The organism is Stutzerimonas kunmingensis (assembly GCF_002929225.1).
In the GTDB taxonomy this organism is placed as follows: domain Bacteria; phylum Pseudomonadota; class Gammaproteobacteria; order Pseudomonadales; family Pseudomonadaceae; genus Stutzerimonas.
In genome coordinates this window covers 1010592-1026448 of record NZ_PISM01000004.1, presented here as the reverse complement: position 1 = coordinate 1026448, position 15857 = coordinate 1010592, and the positions used below count along the sequence as shown (strand labels likewise).

General features: G+C 65.4%; 18 protein-coding genes. 3 read left to right on the top strand and 15 right to left on the bottom strand.

Features of this window, described 5'->3' with window-relative positions; all coding sequences use genetic code 11:
* Positions 1-6: 6 nt before the first annotated feature.
* The 5 genes from CW305_RS05995 to speE all read right to left on the bottom strand — a co-directional run bounded on the left by CW305_RS05995 (position 7) and on the right by speE (position 5026).
* Entirely contained in the window at positions 7-741 is a 735-nt protein-coding gene (locus tag CW305_RS05995; RefSeq protein ID WP_104097340.1) for a proteasome-type protease, read from the bottom strand.
* 93 nt (positions 742-834) lie between these two features.
* A complete protein-coding gene (locus CW305_RS05990) occupies positions 835-1629 on the bottom strand; it encodes a transglutaminase family protein (RefSeq protein WP_014820725.1) in 795 nt (264 codons plus the stop codon).
* Positions 1626-2576, bottom strand: coding sequence for an alpha-E domain-containing protein (locus CW305_RS05985; protein WP_003300601.1), 951 nt, complete (start codon positions 2574-2576; stop codon positions 1626-1628). Before CW305_RS05985 ends, CW305_RS05990 begins: the two co-directional genes overlap by 4 nt.
* A complete protein-coding gene (locus CW305_RS05980) occupies positions 2577-3989 on the bottom strand; it encodes a circularly permuted type 2 ATP-grasp protein (RefSeq protein ID WP_014820726.1) in 1413 nt (470 codons plus the stop codon). It lies immediately after the preceding gene.
* Positions 3990-4165: 176 nt separating this feature from the next.
* The gene (speE, locus tag CW305_RS05975; RefSeq protein ID WP_104097339.1) at positions 4166-5026 is read right to left on the bottom strand and encodes a polyamine aminopropyltransferase; all 861 of its coding nucleotides are present in this window, start codon (positions 5024-5026) and stop codon (positions 4166-4168) included.
* A gap of 188 nt (positions 5027-5214) precedes the next feature.
* Between speE and CW305_RS05970 the strand changes: the two genes are divergently transcribed.
* On the top strand, positions 5215-6099 hold the full coding sequence (locus CW305_RS05970; RefSeq protein WP_104097338.1) for a DNA-3-methyladenine glycosylase family protein: 885 nt from the start codon (positions 5215-5217) through the stop codon (positions 6097-6099).
* Here the strand turns inward: CW305_RS05970 and CW305_RS05965 are convergent.
* From CW305_RS05965 to aroC, 8 genes are all read right to left on the bottom strand, one after another.
* The gene (locus CW305_RS05965; protein ID WP_014820729.1) at positions 6096-6656 is read right to left on the bottom strand and encodes a histidine phosphatase family protein; all 561 of its coding nucleotides are present in this window, start codon (positions 6654-6656) and stop codon (positions 6096-6098) included. The genes CW305_RS05970 and CW305_RS05965 overlap by 4 nt on opposite strands.
* Positions 6657-6659: 3 nt before the next feature.
* The gene (locus CW305_RS05960) at positions 6660-6851 is read right to left on the bottom strand and encodes a PLDc N-terminal domain-containing protein (RefSeq protein ID WP_003300607.1); all 192 of its coding nucleotides are present in this window, start codon (positions 6849-6851) and stop codon (positions 6660-6662) included.
* 6 nt (positions 6852-6857) lie between these two features.
* Positions 6858-7067 (bottom strand): PLDc N-terminal domain-containing protein, encoded by a 210-nt coding sequence (locus CW305_RS05955; RefSeq protein ID WP_003300608.1) that lies wholly within the window; start codon positions 7065-7067, stop codon positions 6858-6860.
* A 76-nt stretch (positions 7068-7143) separates the two neighbouring features.
* Positions 7144-7827: an acireductone synthase gene (mtnC, locus tag CW305_RS05950; protein WP_014820730.1), complete on the bottom strand. Its 684-nt coding sequence runs from the start codon at positions 7825-7827 to the stop codon at positions 7144-7146.
* A 1-nt stretch (position 7828) separates the two neighbouring features.
* The gene (locus tag CW305_RS05945; RefSeq protein WP_014820731.1) at positions 7829-8374 is read right to left on the bottom strand and encodes a 1,2-dihydroxy-3-keto-5-methylthiopentene dioxygenase; all 546 of its coding nucleotides are present in this window, start codon (positions 8372-8374) and stop codon (positions 7829-7831) included.
* 53 nt (positions 8375-8427) lie between these two features.
* A complete protein-coding gene (locus CW305_RS05940; RefSeq protein WP_104097337.1) occupies positions 8428-9048 on the bottom strand; it encodes a methylthioribulose 1-phosphate dehydratase in 621 nt (206 codons plus the stop codon).
* On the bottom strand, positions 9045-10196 hold the full coding sequence (locus CW305_RS05935) for an MFS transporter (RefSeq protein WP_104097336.1): 1152 nt from the start codon (positions 10194-10196) through the stop codon (positions 9045-9047). Before CW305_RS05935 ends, CW305_RS05940 begins: the two co-directional genes overlap by 4 nt.
* 74 nt (positions 10197-10270) lie before the next feature.
* Positions 10271-11362, bottom strand: coding sequence for a chorismate synthase (gene aroC / locus CW305_RS05930; protein WP_104097335.1), 1092 nt, complete (start codon positions 11360-11362; stop codon positions 10271-10273).
* A 145-nt stretch (positions 11363-11507) separates the two neighbouring features.
* Between aroC and CW305_RS05925 the strand changes: the two genes are divergently transcribed.
* Both CW305_RS05925 and CW305_RS05920 read left to right on the top strand, forming a co-directional pair.
* Positions 11508-12470 (top strand): alpha/beta hydrolase, encoded by a 963-nt coding sequence (locus tag CW305_RS05925; protein WP_104097334.1) that lies wholly within the window; start codon positions 11508-11510, stop codon positions 12468-12470.
* A gap of 81 nt (positions 12471-12551) precedes the next feature.
* Positions 12552-13331 carry a hypothetical protein gene (locus CW305_RS05920; protein ID WP_104097333.1) on the top strand — a complete coding sequence of 260 codons (780 nt, stop codon included), beginning with the start codon at positions 12552-12554 and terminating at the stop codon, positions 13329-13331.
* Between the two features lie 10 nt (positions 13332-13341).
* Here the strand turns inward: CW305_RS05920 and CW305_RS05915 are convergent, their stop codons facing one another.
* Complete coding sequence (locus CW305_RS05915; RefSeq protein WP_090523053.1) at positions 13342-14565, bottom strand: maltoporin; 1224 nt, start codon at positions 14563-14565, stop codon at positions 13342-13344.
* A gap of 110 nt (positions 14566-14675) precedes the next feature.
* The gene (locus CW305_RS05910) at positions 14676-15848 is read right to left on the bottom strand and encodes an ABC transporter ATP-binding protein (protein WP_104097332.1); all 1173 of its coding nucleotides are present in this window, start codon (positions 15846-15848) and stop codon (positions 14676-14678) included.
* Positions 15849-15857: the final 9 nt, after the last annotated feature.

Genomic DNA, 15857 nt, shown 5'->3' with positions numbered 1-15857 from the left:
GGCCTCTCAATCCAGATAGAACCCCGGTGCGGCCGGCAGTTCAACCAGCATGCGCCGCAGGTTGCTGCACCATCGCTCGCGGATGTCCTCGTAGTAGGCGTCGCCCTCCTCCACCCGGTAGCCGTCGGGCACCTGCAGGCTGTCCCTGCGGTAGACCAGCACGTCCAGCGGCATGCCCACCGAGAGGTTGCTGCGGATGGTCGAGTCGAAGGAGATCAGCGCGCAGCGCAGGGCCTGCTCCAGCGCCGTCGAGTGGCGCAGCGCGCGGTCGAGGATGGGCTTGCCGTACTTGCTCTCGCCGATCTGGAAATAGGGCGTGTCGACCGTCGCGCAGATAAAGTTGCCCTGGGGATAGAGGTTGTACAGCTGCGGTTCCTCGCCCGCGATCTGCCCGCCGACCAGGAACGAGCTGCTCATGTCGATCCCCGAGGCCATGCTCGGCGAGGCGTCGTGCTCGATCACCTCGCGCAGCGTATCGCCCACCAGGCGCGCCGCGGCGAACATCGACGGCACGTTGTACAGGTTCGCGCCCTCGCCCAGCAGGCGATGGCGCAGCAGGCTGACCACGGCCTGGGAGGTGGCCAGGTTGCCGGCCGTCTGCAGTACGATCAGCCGCTCGCCGGGGATGCCGAAGCGGTAGAGCTTGCGAAAGGTGGCGATGTGATCGACGCCGGCGTTGGTTCGCGAATCGGAAACGAACACCAGCCCATCGGCCAGGTTCATGGCGACACAGTAGGTCATGGTTCGTGTGGCTCTAATGGATGAGGAGCTGCCGCGGGCGGCGCGCGGATGGTAACCCAACCGCCGCCCGCCGCAAGCCCGGGCGGCACGCGATCATTGCTGGCCCATCTGCATCGGCATGACCTGCACCCGCGCATGCATCGACTCGCCGCCACCGCCGCGACGCATGCCGCGCACCGGGCAGGCATCGAGGTAGTCCAGGCCCACCGCCAGCTTCAGGTGGCGGTCCGGCCGCAGCAGCCGGTTGGAGACGTCGAAGCTGTACCACTGCCCGTCGATCCAGGCCTCGACCCAGGCATGGCTGGCCAGGTGGTCGCTGTCGTCGGTCAGCAGGTAGCCGGAGACGTAGCGCGCCGGGATGCCCAGGCTGCGGGCGCAGGCGATGAAGGCATGGCTGTGGTCCTGGCATACCCCGGCGCCGCCGGCGAAGGCCTGCGCCGCGGTGCTTTCCACCTGGGTCGCGCCGGGGGTGTAGAGCATGTGGTCGGCCAGTGCGTGCATCAGTTCAGCCAGGCCGTCGCGCCCGTGGCGGCTGCCGCACTGGCGGCGGGCGAACTCGGCCAAGGGCTCGTCGGCCTGGGTCAGCGGGCTGGAACGCAGGAACGGCAACGGCGAGCCGTCCTCGGCCTCGCATTCGCAGGTTTCGTCGATTTCCACCTGGCCGCGGGCGCGGATGACGATCTCGTCGTGCGGCTCGTCCAGGGTCAGCACGTGCAGCACGTTGCCGTAGGGGTCGCGCTGCGCCCGCGCCGGGCGCGGCAGCTCCAGCTCCCAGCTGAACACGCGCTGGCGCTGGCTCTGCTGGGGCGTCAGGCGCAGGTACTGGATGCTCGCGCGCACCTGGTCTTGGTAGCGGTAGCTGGTGTCGTGGCTGATGGATAGCTTCATGCGGCCTCCAGGTAGGCAGAGTGAATGGCGTTGCCCAGCCGGCCGACCTGCTCGACGTAGGCGGTGATCCAGTCGTGCAGGCCGATTTCCAGCACTTCGTCGATGCTGGTGTAGCGCAGGCCCGCCTCCAGCTCGGAGGCCAGGCGCTGCGCCGGGCGGCCGTTGTCCCCCGGCAGGCTGGCGAGGATCAGTTGCAGCTCCACCAGGCAGGCGCGCAGCGAGCGCGGCACGTCGGCGCGCAACAGCAGCAGCTCGGCGACCTTGGCCGTGCGCGGCGAGCCGCGGTAGATCTCGGCGAAGGCCTCGAACGAGGACAGCGCCCGTAGCAGCGCGCTCCACTGGTAGTAGGCGCGCGCCGAGCGGTCGTCGAGGTTCTCGCTTTCCTCGCCGAGCAGTTCGTGGCGGGCGTCGAGCAGGCGCAGGGTGTTGTCGGCGCGTTCGATGAAGGTGCCCAGGCGGATGAAGCGGTAGGCGTCGCTGCGCATGATGGTGCCGACGGTGGCGCCGCGGAACAGGTGCGAACGCTCCTTGACCCATTCGCAGAAACGGCTGATGCCATAGCGCCCCAGGCCCTGCTCGGCGATGCCGCGCATCTCCAGCCAGGCGGCGTTGATGTTCTCCCACATGTCCGAGGTAATGCGCCCGCGCACCGCGTGGGCGTTGCTGCGCGCCAGGCGCAGGCAGTTGAACAGGCTGGCCGGGTTGCCTTCGTCGAGGGCGAAGAAATGCAGCATGCGCTCGGCGTTGAGCTGGCCATGGCACACCAGGTAATCGTCCAGCGTGCCGGTGATCAGCAGCGGCATGGCCAGTTCGTCGAGGCCGTCGCCACGGCCGTCCTGCGGCATCAGCGACAGCGAATAGCTGACGTCCAGCATGCGCGCCATGTTCTCGGCGCGCTCCAGGTAGCGGGACATCCAGTACAGATCGGCCGCGGTTCTACTCAGCATTCAGCAATCCTCCACGATCCAGGTGTCCTTGGTGCCGCCGCCCTGCGACGAGTTGACCACCAGCGAGCCCTCGCGCAGCGCCACGCGGGTCAGCCCGCCGGGCACCAGGCGGGTTTCCCGGCCGCTGAGCACGAACGGCCGCAGGTCGATATGGCGCGGGGCGATGCCATTCTCGACGAAGGTCGGGCAGGTCGACAGGCTCAGGGTCGGCTGGGCGATATAGGCGCCGGGATTGGCCTTCAGCCGCGCGCGGAAGGCCTCGATCTCCTTCGCGCTGGCCGCCGGGCCGACCAGCATGCCGTAGCCGCCGGAGCCCTGGGTTTCCTTGACCACCAACTGCGGCAGGTGCGCCAGCACGTGGGACAGTTCCTCCGGCTTGCGGCATTGCCAGGTCGGCACGTTGGCGAGGACCGGCTCCTCGTCCAGGTAGAAGCGGATCATGTCCGGCACAAACGGATAGATCGACTTGTCGTCGGCCACGCCGGTGCCGATGGCATTGGCCAGCACCAGGTTGCCCGCCCGGTAGGCCGACAGCAGGCCGGGTACGCCCAGCGCCGAGTCCGGGTTGAACGCCAGCGGGTCGAGGAAGGCGTCGTCGAGCCGGCGGTAGATCACGTCGACCTGGCGCGCGCCGGCGGTGGTGCGCATGTAGACGCGCTCGTCGCGCACGAACAGGTCCGCGCCCTCGACCAGTTCCACGCCCATTTCGCGGGCGAGAAAGGCGTGCTCGAAGAAGGCGCTGTTGAAACGTCCCGGCGTCATCACCACCACGCAGGGATTGTCCAGCGGGCTGGAATGCTTGAGCGTTTCCAGCAACAGGTTGGGATAGTGATTGATCGGCGCGATGCGCTGCGCGGCGAACAGCTCGGGGAACAGCCGCATCATCATCTTGCGGTCCTCGAGCATGTAGCTGACGCCGCTGGGCGTGCGCAGGTTGTCCTCGAGCACGTAGTAGGTGCCGTCGCCGTCGCGCACCAGGTCGACTCCGGCGATGTGCGCATAGGTGTCGCGGTGCAGGTCCAGCCCCTGCATCGCCGGCTGGTAGCCCTCGTTGGCCAGCACCTGCTCCGGCGGGATGACGCCGGCCTTGAGGATGCGCTGCTCGTGGTAGAGATCGGCGAGGAACAGGTTGAGCGCCTGTACCCGCTGGATGCAGCCGCGTTCCACCATCCGCCATTCGCTCATCGGGATGGCGCGCGGGATGGTGTCGAAGGGAATCAGCCGTTCGGTGCCCTGCTCGTCGCCGTACAGGGTGAAGGTGATGCCGGCGCGGTGGAACAGCAGATCCGCCTCGCGCCGACGTTGCGCCAGCACGTCGGATGGCGTATCGGAAAGCCAAGCCGAAAAGGCCCGGTAGTGCGGGCGGCATGCGCCGTGCGCGTCGTGCATCTCATCGTAGAAAACGCGGTCCATGCGGAGCCCTCGGACAAAAACCTGCCCAACGACAGTGCAAAGCTCGCGCCACGCCGGATAACCCTTGTAGAACAAGGCGTTGGAGATGAAACGAAAGCGGCCCGCACCGTTTCCGGGCGGGCCGCGAGGCCTGGTTCGTCTGAATGCCCCGTTATGAGACAGCCATCACAGGCGGATCAGTCGTTGCTGGGCTTGGCGATCGCATGCAACACGTATTGCGGCAGTGCGAAGGCGCCAAGGTGCACATGCGGGTTGTAATACCGAGTAACGATGCCGCTGCCGGCGAAGCGCTGCATCAGGGTTTCCAGCGGCAGCTTGCGGCTCTCCACGCTGCACGCGCCCCAGGCGAAGGACATGGCACCACCGATATAGGTCGGCACAGCCGCCTGGTAAAAATGCCAGTCGGCGAACAGCCCCTGCATGCGTCTGGCAGTGGTCTGCAGTTCGCCCAGTTGCATGAACGGCGTACCGTTCTGCGCGACGAGGATTCCGCCTTCGTTCAGACAGCGGCGACAGGCCTGGTAGAAGTTCTCAGAGAACAACACTTCACCTGGGCCGATGGGATCGGTGGAGTCGGAGATGATGACGTCGAACTTCTCTTCAGTGGTCGCCACGAAGCGCATGCCGTCGTCGATCACCAGATTCAGCCGCGGATCCTCGAAGGTGCCGGCGGAATGGTTCGGCAAGAACTCCCTGCACATTTCCACCACCGTGGCATCGATCTCGACCATGGTGATGCTCTCGATATCGCGGTGGCGCGCCACTTCACGAAGGATGCCGCCGTCGCCGCCACCGATGATCAGCACGCGACGCGCCAGGCCATGGGCCAGGATCGGTACGTGGGCAAGCATTTCGTGGTAGATGAATTCGTCGGCTTCGCTGGTCTGGATCACGCCGTCCAGGGCCATGACCCGGCCCATGCGCGGGTTCTCGAAGATCACCAGATGCTGATGCGCGGTGCGCACCTCGTGCAGCAGCTTGTCGACCTGGAACCGCTGCCCGTATCCCTCGTAGAGAGTTTCCTGAAAGTCGCTCATGGGGTATCTCCCTTGACCGGCGACGAAGCAGCGCTCCGCCGCATGATGGCAATCTGGCTTGACGGGCGATGCAGCCTGCCCACCGAAAAGAGGCGCATTCTACGTTGGCCAAGATGACAGCGGAAACCGCAGGCAGCAAAAGCACACTTCGGGACGACAAGGCCATCGGGAGATCCTAGAGTCGGGTCATGAGCGAAATCATCCAATTGCCCTACCTCGAACCCTGGGACTGGCAGCAGTTTCACCACCACTTCGCCCTGCGTCTGTTACCCGGCGTGGAACGGCTGGACGTTGACGGCTACTCGCGCACGCTGCGCGTTGGCGAAGCCAGCGGCTGGCTCCGCGTGCGCGCGCAGGCCGACCGCCCGGCGCTCGAACTGATGCTCAGCGACTCTTTGCAACATGCCACCCAGCCACTCGTCGGACAGGTTCGCAAGATGTTCGATCTGGATGCCAATCCGCAGGCCATCGCCACGCATTTCGCTAGCGATCCCGCACTCGGCCCGCTGATCGCCGCGCACCCCGGCCTGCGCCTGCCGGCCGCCTACGACCCGTTCGAACAGGCGGTGCGGGCGGTGGTCGGCCAGCAGGTCACGGTCAAGGCGGCGGTGACCATTACGCGGCGCCTGGTGGAACGCCTCGGCGAGACGCTGCGGGACGCCCCGCCGGGGCTGGAGCGGCTCTTCCCTAGCGCACAGGCCATCGCCGATGACCCGCTGGAGAACATCGGCATGCCATCCAAGCGAGCCCAGGCGCTGCGCCGCCTCGCAGCCGCGGTGGCCGAAGGCGCGCTGCAGCTGCACGTGGAAGATGGTGCCGATGCGCTGGTGCGACGACTCTGCGAATTGCCGGGGATCGGTCCCTGGACCGCCGAATACATCGCGCTACGGGGCTTCGGTGTCGCGGACGCCTTTCCCGCTGCCGATCTGGGATTACTGAAAGCGCCACTGTGGGGTGCAGACGGCATCAGCGCCAAGGCGCTGGCCGAACGCTCCGAAGCCTGGCGTCCGTGGCGCGCCTATGCGGCCATCCATATCTGGGACAACTATTCCAAAGCGGCCAAGGGCGGCTAAGGCGGCGCGATGCGCGTTAGCACCCTGGGCGGACTCGTTAGCGGGCGCTCCAGAATCAATCCCTCGCCCGACTGCGGGAAGATGCCCGTCAGTGCGGTGATGTTGACCTGGTGAGTGACCAGCACCGCTATCTCACCGACCGGCAATTGCTCGACGGCCTCGCGCAAGGCGTCGGTATGCCACTGCTCGTTTGCCGGCGATGTGAAAAACGAATCCAGCGCAGGCAGTGGCTCCACCGGGCCCAGCGCCATGTGCTCGGCGGTCTCCAGCGCGCGGCACCAGCGACTGCTGAACAAGCGCACTTCATTCAGCCCCGCTTCGCGCAGCCGCGCGCCCCAGCGCCGGGCCTCATCCTGGCCGCGCTGATTCAGATTTCGCTGGGTTTTGCAGTCTTCGAGAACGAAGCCTTCGGGATCACCGAAGCCAGGCGCGCTGGCGTGACGCATGACAAGTACCGCCCGCCCCTCGCGCAATGCCTGCCAGGCCACCGCGTCGTCAGCCAGGAGCGGCTCAGCAGCAAAGGCCAGCAGACCGATCAGCAGACCGCTGCGCCACATGTGTCACAACCGCGCCTTGCCGAACGGCCCGGCCGCTACCGCCCACATGATCAGACCGACCACGGGCAGCAGCAGGATCACACATGACCAGACAACCTTGCGCCCGACCTCGATGCGACTGCGCCACACATAAGCGATGGCGAGGATGTCGAGCACGAGCACCGCGATGGCCAGCGGGCCGCTGAGGCTTTCCATCGACGGCTACCGATGTGGCCCGCGCGCGTCGGGACGATTGCCGCGCGGCCCCATGATTCCCCAGATGATCAAGCCGAGCACTGGCAGCAGAACGATCAGAAGCACCCAGAGCACCTTCTTGCCGCCGGTGCTGTCGCTGCGAACAATGCTGATGATCGCCCAGATATCCAGTATCAGGATGAGCAGGCCGAAAATACCGCCGAAGGCATCTCCCATGGGTTCGCTCCTGTTTGGGTGAGTACCTAAACTAGGATGCCAGCGCGGCGGCAGGGTTCAGTAATCGCCTGGCGGCTCAGTAACGCCGCGGGTCGATCTGCGCAAAGCTGGCGACGGTTTCATGCTCACCGAGCGCACCGCCATCGCGGCCCAGCCCGCAGACGTGCATGCCGGCCTGCTGCGCGGCATCGAGTTCTTCGACCACGTCGGAGAGGAACAGCACCTCGGCGGCCGGCACGCCGATAGCTTCGGCGATGCGCTGGTAGGAGGCCACCTCGCGCTTGTGCCCGCTGGTGGTATCGAAATAACCGGAGAACAGCGGCGTCAGGTCGCCGGCCTCGGAACAGCCGAAGATCAGCTGCTGCGCCTGGATCGAGCCGGAGGAATACACATACAGCGTATAACCCTGCGCCTTCCACTCCCGTAGCGCGGCTACTGCGTCCGGGTAGACGTGGCCCTTGAGCTGACCGGCTCGATAGCCCTGGGCCCAGATCATGCCTTGCAGCGCCTTGAGCGAGGTAGCCTTGCGATCACTGGCGATCCAGCCGAGCAGTATCTCGATGACGCGCTCGATATCCGCATCGGCCTCACCGCTTTCGCTACGCACCGCCTCGAGCTGCGCGGCGACCGCAGGCTCGTCGGCGTGGCTGCGGATGTAAACCGGCAAATGCTCGCGGGCATAGGGGAACAGCACGTCGAAGACGAAGGCGACGGCGCTGGTGGTGCCTTCGATGTCGGTGAGGATCGCCTTGATCGGCATCTCAGTCGTCCAGCCGCGGGAACTGATCGGCGATGCTTTCGCCAGTGAATTCCGCGACCCAGCCGTCCGGATTGTTGAACAGGCGGATGGCGACGAAGTGCGGCTCTTCGCCCATGTCGAACCAGTGGCGCGTGCCGGCGGGCACGGAGATCAGGTCGTTCTTTTCGCACAGCACGGCGTAGGCCATGTCGTCGATATGCAGGGTAAACAGCCCGCGCCCGGCAACGAAGAAGCGCACTTCGTCCTCGGCGTGGCGATGCTCATCAAGAAACTTCGCGCGCAGCTCATCCTTCTGCGGGTGATCGCGGGTCAGGCTGATCACATCCACCGTGACATAGCCACGCTCGGTCATCAGCTTGTCGATCTGCGGCCGATAGGCGGCGATCACCTCTTCCTGGCTGGCTCCGGCGGCGATTGGTGCGCTGGCCTCCCAGCGCTCCAGCTGCACACCGACCTTGGCCAGCGTCGGGGCGATGTCTTCGAGGTGGGTCAGCACCTTGAGCGGTTGGTCTGGGCGGGACTCGTGATAGACGCTGAGGACACTCATGTTCGGCTCTCCGAAAAGGTCGTCTGACCGGTCGCTACCGGGCAGGCTGGAATTTATCTGGGCTGCAGGGCACGCATCTTCAGTTCGCATTCGAACAGAAATTCGAACGCCTCGATCTGCCGCAGCGCATCGCTCATCGCCTCGCCCCAGGTGTACAGGCCGTGACCGCGAATCAGGTAGCCGACGCAATCGGGATGCTCGTCGAGCCACGGCTGCACCCTGGCGGCCAGGGCGGCGATGTCCTGATCGTTGTCGAAGATCGGCACCAGCACCTGCGATTCATGGCTGGAGATACCGCTGAAGGCCTTTTGCAGCTCGTAATCGGCGAACACCAGCGAATCGGCCAAGGCGACGCGGGACAGCACCGTGGCATTCACCGAATGGGTGTGCAGCACCGCGCCGATCTCCGGTTTCCAGCGATACAGCTGGGTATGCAGCAGTGTCTCCGCCGAAGGCCTCTTGCCCTCTTCCAGGCTGTTGCCGTGCATGTCGACGGCCAACAGGTCATCGGCAGTCAGCTCGCCCTTGTGCCTCCCGGAAACGGTCAGCAGCAGCTCGGCGCTGGTCAGGCGCGCCGAGTAGTTGCTGCTGGTCGCCGGCGACCAGCCACGACCATACAAGAAGCGTCCGGCGTCGATGATCGCCTGGCTCAGGTGCTGGCGGGTGGCAGTCATGCGCGGTCCTCCTGCAAACGGCAGGCAATGATAGCGGCTGCGGCCAGCGCCGCCAGACTGGCGATGGCGAACGACCAGCCCGGTCCCAGACCGGACCAGGCGTAGCCCGCGTAGAGCGCACCCAGCGCTCCACCGATGCCGGACAGGCTGGCATACAGCGCCTGGCCCTGGCCCTGCTGGCGATGGCCGAAACTGCGCTGGACGAAGTGAATGGCGGCGGCGTGGAAACTGCCGAAGGTCGCCGCGTGCATCAGCTGCGCGACCAGCAGCACGGCCAGATGCTCGGCGAACTGCCCGAGCAACACCCAGCGCAGCGCAGCGATCAGGAAGCTGGCCAGCAGCACCTGACGCAGCGAGAAACGCTCGAGCAGCCGCGCCATTACCAGGAACAGCAGGATTTCCGCGACCACCCCCAGCGCCCACATCAGCCCGATAAAGCTGCGGCTGTAGCCCAGTGCTTCCAGGTGAATACTGAAGAAGGTGTAGTACGGACCATGGGCCAGCTGCATCAACGCCACGCAGCCGTAGAAGGCCAGTACGCCAGGCCGCCGCAGCTGGGCGAGGAACCCGCCCTGCCCGGCCGCCTCGCTACGTTGCCGCGGATGAGCGTTGGGCACCCAGGCACTGCTCAGCACGATACCGACCACCACGAAGGCCACCGCGGTCGGGTAAAGATCGAGGCTCAGCCGCTGGAACAGCAGTCCGAGCCCTACCACCGCGAAGATGAAACCGATGCTGCCCCACAGCCTGACCTGGCTGTAGCGCTCAGTCTGCTCGTGCAGATGCGCCAGGGTGATGACTTCGAACTGCGGCAGCACCGCGTGCCAGAAGAACGCATGCAACGCCATCACCAGCGCCAGCCAGGCAAAGCTCTTGTCGAAGAAGATCAGCCCGAAGGACAGCAAGGTGCACAGCGCGCCGAGACGGACGATTTCCAGCCGGCGACCGGTTGCATCACCCAGCCAGCCCCAGAGATTCGGCGCCACGCAACGCATCAGCATGGGAATGGCGATCAGCTCGCCGATCCGCTCCGGCGAGAAACCCAGATGATCGAAGTACAGGCCGAGAAACGGCGCCGTGGAGCCGAGCAGGCCAAAGTAGAAGAAGTAGAAACCGGACAGACGCCAGTACGGCAGAGCAGCGGCCATAGGCTACAAGCTACCGACTGCGGACAACGGCCGCCTTATGCTGCCGCCGTCGGTCTGCCGTCTACGGCCCGGATTCACAGTTGCGGCAGCACCGGGGTGAGCACTTGCACATCGGCGTTCTGCCCACGGTGGCGCAGCAGGTGATCGAGCAGAACGATGGCCATCATGGCCTCGGCGATCGGCGTGGCACGAATGCCGACGCAGGGGTCATGGCGACCCTTGGTGATGACCTCGACCGGCGCGCCATTCACATCAATCGACTGCCCTGGCGTGGTGATGCTGGACGTGGCCTTGAGCGCCAGGTGGGCGACGATCGGCTGTCCCGAGGAGATGCCACCGAGAATGCCGCCGGCATTGTTGGAGAGGAATCCCTGGGGCGTCAGCTCGTCACGGTGCTCGGTGCCACGCTGGGCTACCGAAGCGAAGCCGGCACCGATTTCCACGCCCTTGACCGCATTGATGCTCATCAGCGCATGGGCCAGCTCGGCGTCCAAACGGTCGAAGATCGGCTCGCCAAGGCCCGGCGGTACGCCATCGGCGACCACGGTGATCTTCGCGCCCACCGAATCCTGATCGCGACGCAACTGGTCCATATAGGCCTCCAGCTCCGGCACCTTGTCCGGGTCCGGACTGAAGAAGGCATTCTGCTCGACACTGTCCCAGGTCTTGAACGGGATCTCGATCGGGCCGAGCTGGCTGATGTAGCCGCGCACCTGAATGCCCAGCGTCGCCAGGTACTTCTTGGCGATGGCGCCGGCCGCCACACGCATGGCAGTCTCGCGCGCGGAGCTGCGGCCACCGCCGCGGTAGTCGCGCAGGCCGTACTTGTGGTGATAGGTGTAGTCGGCGTGGGCCGGACGGAACTGGTCCTTGATCGCCGAGTAGTCCTTGGACTTCTGGTCGGTGTTGCGGATCAACAGGCCGATGGGGCAACCGGTTGTCCTGCCTTCGAAGACGCCGGAGAGGATTTCCACCTCGTCGGCTTCCTGGCGCTGAGTGGTATGCCGGCTAGTGCCCGGCTTGCGGCGGTCGAGATCGCGCTGCAGATCGTCCAGCGACAGCTCCAGCCCGGGCGGGCAACCGTCGACGATGGCCACCAGCGCAGGACCATGGCTTTCGCCGGCAGTGGTGACGGTGAACAGCTTGCCGTAGGTATTGCCGGACATGCAGGACGCTCCGCGATCGACCGAAAAACAGGGGCCGGAAGTATACCTGAGGCCGCTACGGTGTCATCGCTCCTGTTGCCGGCGCATACTGACCTTTACGTCGATTGCCGCGTCCAACCTGCTCCGTGACCAACGAAATCCTTCCATGCGTGCCCTGCTGATACTGCTGCTACTGACCATGTCCCCTTCGTTCCTGCAGGCGCAGACCCTGCTCAATCAGACCCTGAACCTGGATACCGGCAGCGGCGTACTGCAGGGCAGTCTGTTGCTGCCGAAAAGCGACCAACCGGTACCGGTAGCGCTGCTGATCGCAGGTTCCGGCCCGACCGATCGCAACGGCAACAACCCGGCCGGACGCAACGATAGCCTCAAGCGCCTGGCCCAGGGCCTGGCCAAGCTGGGCGTGGCCAGCCTGCGCTACGACAAGCGCGGCGTCGGCGCCAGCCTGGCGGCCGCACCGGACGAGCGCGAGCTGAGCGTCGAGGGCTATGTCAGCGATGCGCTGGCCTGGAGCGCGAAGCTCAAGGGCGATCCCCGTTTCAGCCGACTGATCCTGATCGGCCACAGCGAAGGAGCGCTGATCGCCAGTCTCGCCGCGCCGAAGTCGGGCGCCGCGGCGCTGATCAGCATCGCCGGCAGCGGCCGACCGATCGACGAGGTGCTGCGCGAGCAACTGCAGGGTCGCCTGCCGCCGGCACTGCTCGCCACCAGTTATTTTCTGATCGACGAGCTCAAGGCCGGCCGAACCCACGCCGAAGTGCCGGAGCCCCTGCAGGTGCTGTTCCGCCCCAGCGTGCAGCCGTACCTGGTTTCGCTGTTCGCCTACGACCCGGCGGAGGCCTTCGCGGCCGTCGAGACACCCGCGCTGATCGTCCAGGGCCGCCACGACATCCAGGTCGGCATCGAGGACGCCGAAGCCCTGCGGCGCGCAAAACCCGACGCCAAGCTGGCGCTGATCGATGGCATGAACCATGTGCTGCGCATCGTCCCGGCGAATGCGCAACAGTTGGCCTCCTATGATGACCCCGACCTGCCGCTCGCCTGGGGCCTGCAGGAACGTATCCGACACTTCCTGCAGGCCAATGGCATCCTGCCAGCCTCCAGTTAGGCGCCGCGCTGCCGATAGCCCGCATGACGAGGGCCCGATCGGCTCCTGAACGAGCCGCCGCGCAGGCCCAGGAACGCGCAGATGACCGACAGCGAAACCACCCAGAGCACTGAAAAAGACCAGCCGGCAGCACCGAAGCATCCGTGGACGGAGCTCAAGCCCGACCGTTTCCGCCTGCTGCGCCTGGCACCACTGCCCACCGAGCGCGACGGCGGCGTGCGCCCGCTGCGATTCGTCGAACTTGCGCAACTGGAACGGCATACGCCGGAGCAGAGCCTGCTGCGGATGTTCATCAACATCCCCGGCCAGGTGCGCTCGCGCAAGCACAACGTGCTGGAGGTGTGGGCCGATCACCGCAGCAAGGAACTGCGCTTCGGGCCGGATAGCGGATTACAACTGGACCCGGCCAATCGAGGCCTCGGCCGCTTTCTGCTGGCCCAGGGCGCGGCATGGGCGCAGAAGCGCTGGAGCCACTATCTGGTCGAGGGCGGCGCGTTGCCGAAGGATGTGGCGAGCGAAGACCAGCGCCTGCGTCGCGATCACTGCCTGCGCACCCAGGGCTTCGATATCGACTACCCCCAGGCGACGCCGCTCAAGCCAACCTACGGCGCACCGCGGGTCAGCGCCCTGCGAGCGGACTGGAACAGCGAGAAGGTGCAGGTAGTGGAGCTGCAGGAGGCGGCGGCGATGCTGGAACAGGCCGACCGCAACCTGCAGGCACAGGAGAACCAGATTCGTGAACTGCAGGAGCGAATCGCCCGCTTCCGTCGTGAGGACGGTGCGCTGCGATTCACCATTGTTTGCCTGATTGCGCTGGCGCTGTTCCAGGCCGGCCTGCTGATCTGGATGGCAACGCGCTAATCCGCGACTTTTACCACCAATGCTCCACCTGCACGCCGAAGTTCGAACCATGGCGGGCATTGCCGAATGCACCGGTGTCCGACAACGCCGAGCCTTCGGCCATCAGGTTGGCGGCACGCTGCGCCGCCTCATTCCAGCTGGCATAGGTGTAGTACAGCCGGAACTCCGGCCGTGCCCAGAAGCCAGGGCCGGCGGGTGACCAGGTCGGCGCGATGGTGAACTTCGTCAGTTTGCGCGTGCCGTCGGTGGCGTCGATCTGATCATGGCCGACCTCGGCGACGAGCTTGAACTGCTCGCTGAACGCATAGACCGGGCGAGCCCCCACCGACCACCAGTCCTGATCGCCACCGTCGGCGCGCTTGTCCTTCTGATAGACCACCTGAGCCTGGCCACCGAAGCGCGGGGTCACCTGCCAGTCGAAGTACTCCACCACCCGCCAGCTCTTGGCGCTGTCGTCCAGGGTCACGTCGCCGGTATAGCCGAGGCCGGTGCCCGGCCCTTCACCGTATTGCAGTGCCAGTGTGTTCTTGCCGCCTAGAAAGTCCGACTGCACATGCTGCACCGTCACCGCCCAACCACTGTTGGCGTCGTCACGACTGGGCTTGTCGAGGTAGCTCAGGCCGAATTCCAGCTCACCGCCCGGGTTGCTATCGAAGCCGCCGACGTTGAAATCGTGGCGAGTGACGTACTCTTCCTGAAACACGCTGTCCTTGCGCGAGAAGGCATAGCTGTACTTCAGCCCGCCGATCTCCATGTCCTCGACGCCGGCGCCGGTAGCGCTCTGGTTCCAGTAGTAGAAGTCGGAGATATGGATGTCGTTACGCTTGTAGAAGCGGCGGCCCGCCCACAGCGAGCCGTTGTTCAGCGCCGGCACCTTGCTCCACTCGGCGTAGGCCTGGACCATCCGCGCCCAGCCATGGTCGCCGGTGAATTCCGGGGTGTGGTTGTACTGGTTGTACAGCGCCGCCATGCCTTCCAGGCTCAGTACCGAGCCATCGGCGAAAGTGTAGAGGTCCTGGCGCAGGTCCAGCTCGGCGTACTGCTCGCACTCGTTACCGAGACGGTACTTGCTCGGCGCGCCGGGCAACTGGAAGCATGATTGCGAATCGCTGTTGACCGATTCACCCACGCCGCTACGCATGTAGCCGGTGAATTCCAGGGCATGGCCGCTCAACGGCAGGGCCATCCCGACAACGGCAGTCGCAACGCCCAGGGCTGTCAGTGTTCTTTTCATATCCACTCCGCTTTTGTTGTTATTGATCGCTGGATCGAGCCGAGACGGCTCTGTTCATTCCTGTAACCGTCCACTTTCATCGACCGCCTGCTGGCAAGGCAGGCGGCAGTTCACTGCGCTGTGCCCGCTCCGTTGGAAACCAGCCGGGGGACCTTGCTCTCGCGCACCGGCTCCGGCTGCACAACGCCAAGCCGCTCGCCGGTCTGCGCATCGAAGAGCAGCGCCTTGCGCGGGTCGAACTGCAGATTGAGCGTTTCCCCCACCCGCGGCGCCTGATCCGGCGCCAAGCGGCAGCAGGCCTTGACCTGATTCAGCGTGAACACCACCAGGGTGTCTGGCCCGGTGGGTTCCACCACTTCGATATCGACCGCCAGAGAAAAATCCGCTGATCCTGCTGGAGCCAGGCCGATTTGTTCCGGTCGGATGCCGAGAATGAGTTCGCGATCACGCAACCCGTCGTCGCTGGTAATCGGCAACGGCAATTCACAGCTGCCCTGCTCGCTGTTGAGCACACCCACCCAGCGTCCGTCGCGCTGGCGGATGCGCAACGGTACGAAGTTCATCGGCGGCGAGCCGATGAAGCTGGCAACGAACAGATTGGCCGGGTTGTTGTAGATCTCGTGGGGCGTGCCGAACTGCTGGATCACGCCATCCTTCATCACCGCGACCTTGTCGCCGAGGGTCATCGCCTCGATCTGGTCATGGGTGACGTACACCGTGGTGGTCTTCAGCCGCTGGTGCATCAGCTTGATCTCGGTGCGCATCTCCACCCGCAGCTTGGCATCGAGGTTCGACAGCGGCTCGTCGAACAGGTAGATCTTCGGCCGCCGCGCCAGCGCCCGGCCCATGGCCACGCGCTGCTGCTGGCCACCGGAGAGCTGCGACGGCTTGCGCTCGAGCAACGGTTCGATCTGCAGCAGCTTGGCGACCCGCGCCACCTCCTCCTCGATCTTCGCCGCCGGCACCTTGCGCATCTTCAGGCCGAAGGCAATGTTGTCGCGTACGCTCATGGTCGGATACAGCGCGTAGGACTGGAACACCATGGCGATGTCGCGATCCTTCGGGCTGGCCTGGCTGATGTCCTCGCCGTCGACGAGAATCTCGCCGCCGGTGATGTTCTCCAGCCCGGCGATACAGTTCATCAGGGTGGATTTTCCGCAGCCCGAAGGCCCGACCAGGATCAGGAACTCACCGGCGTCGATCTTCAGCGCGATGTCCTTCAGCGTTGCGACCTGGCTGTTGCCATAACTCTTTTGAACATTGCGCAGTTCCAGGGAAGCCATCGTTGTTCT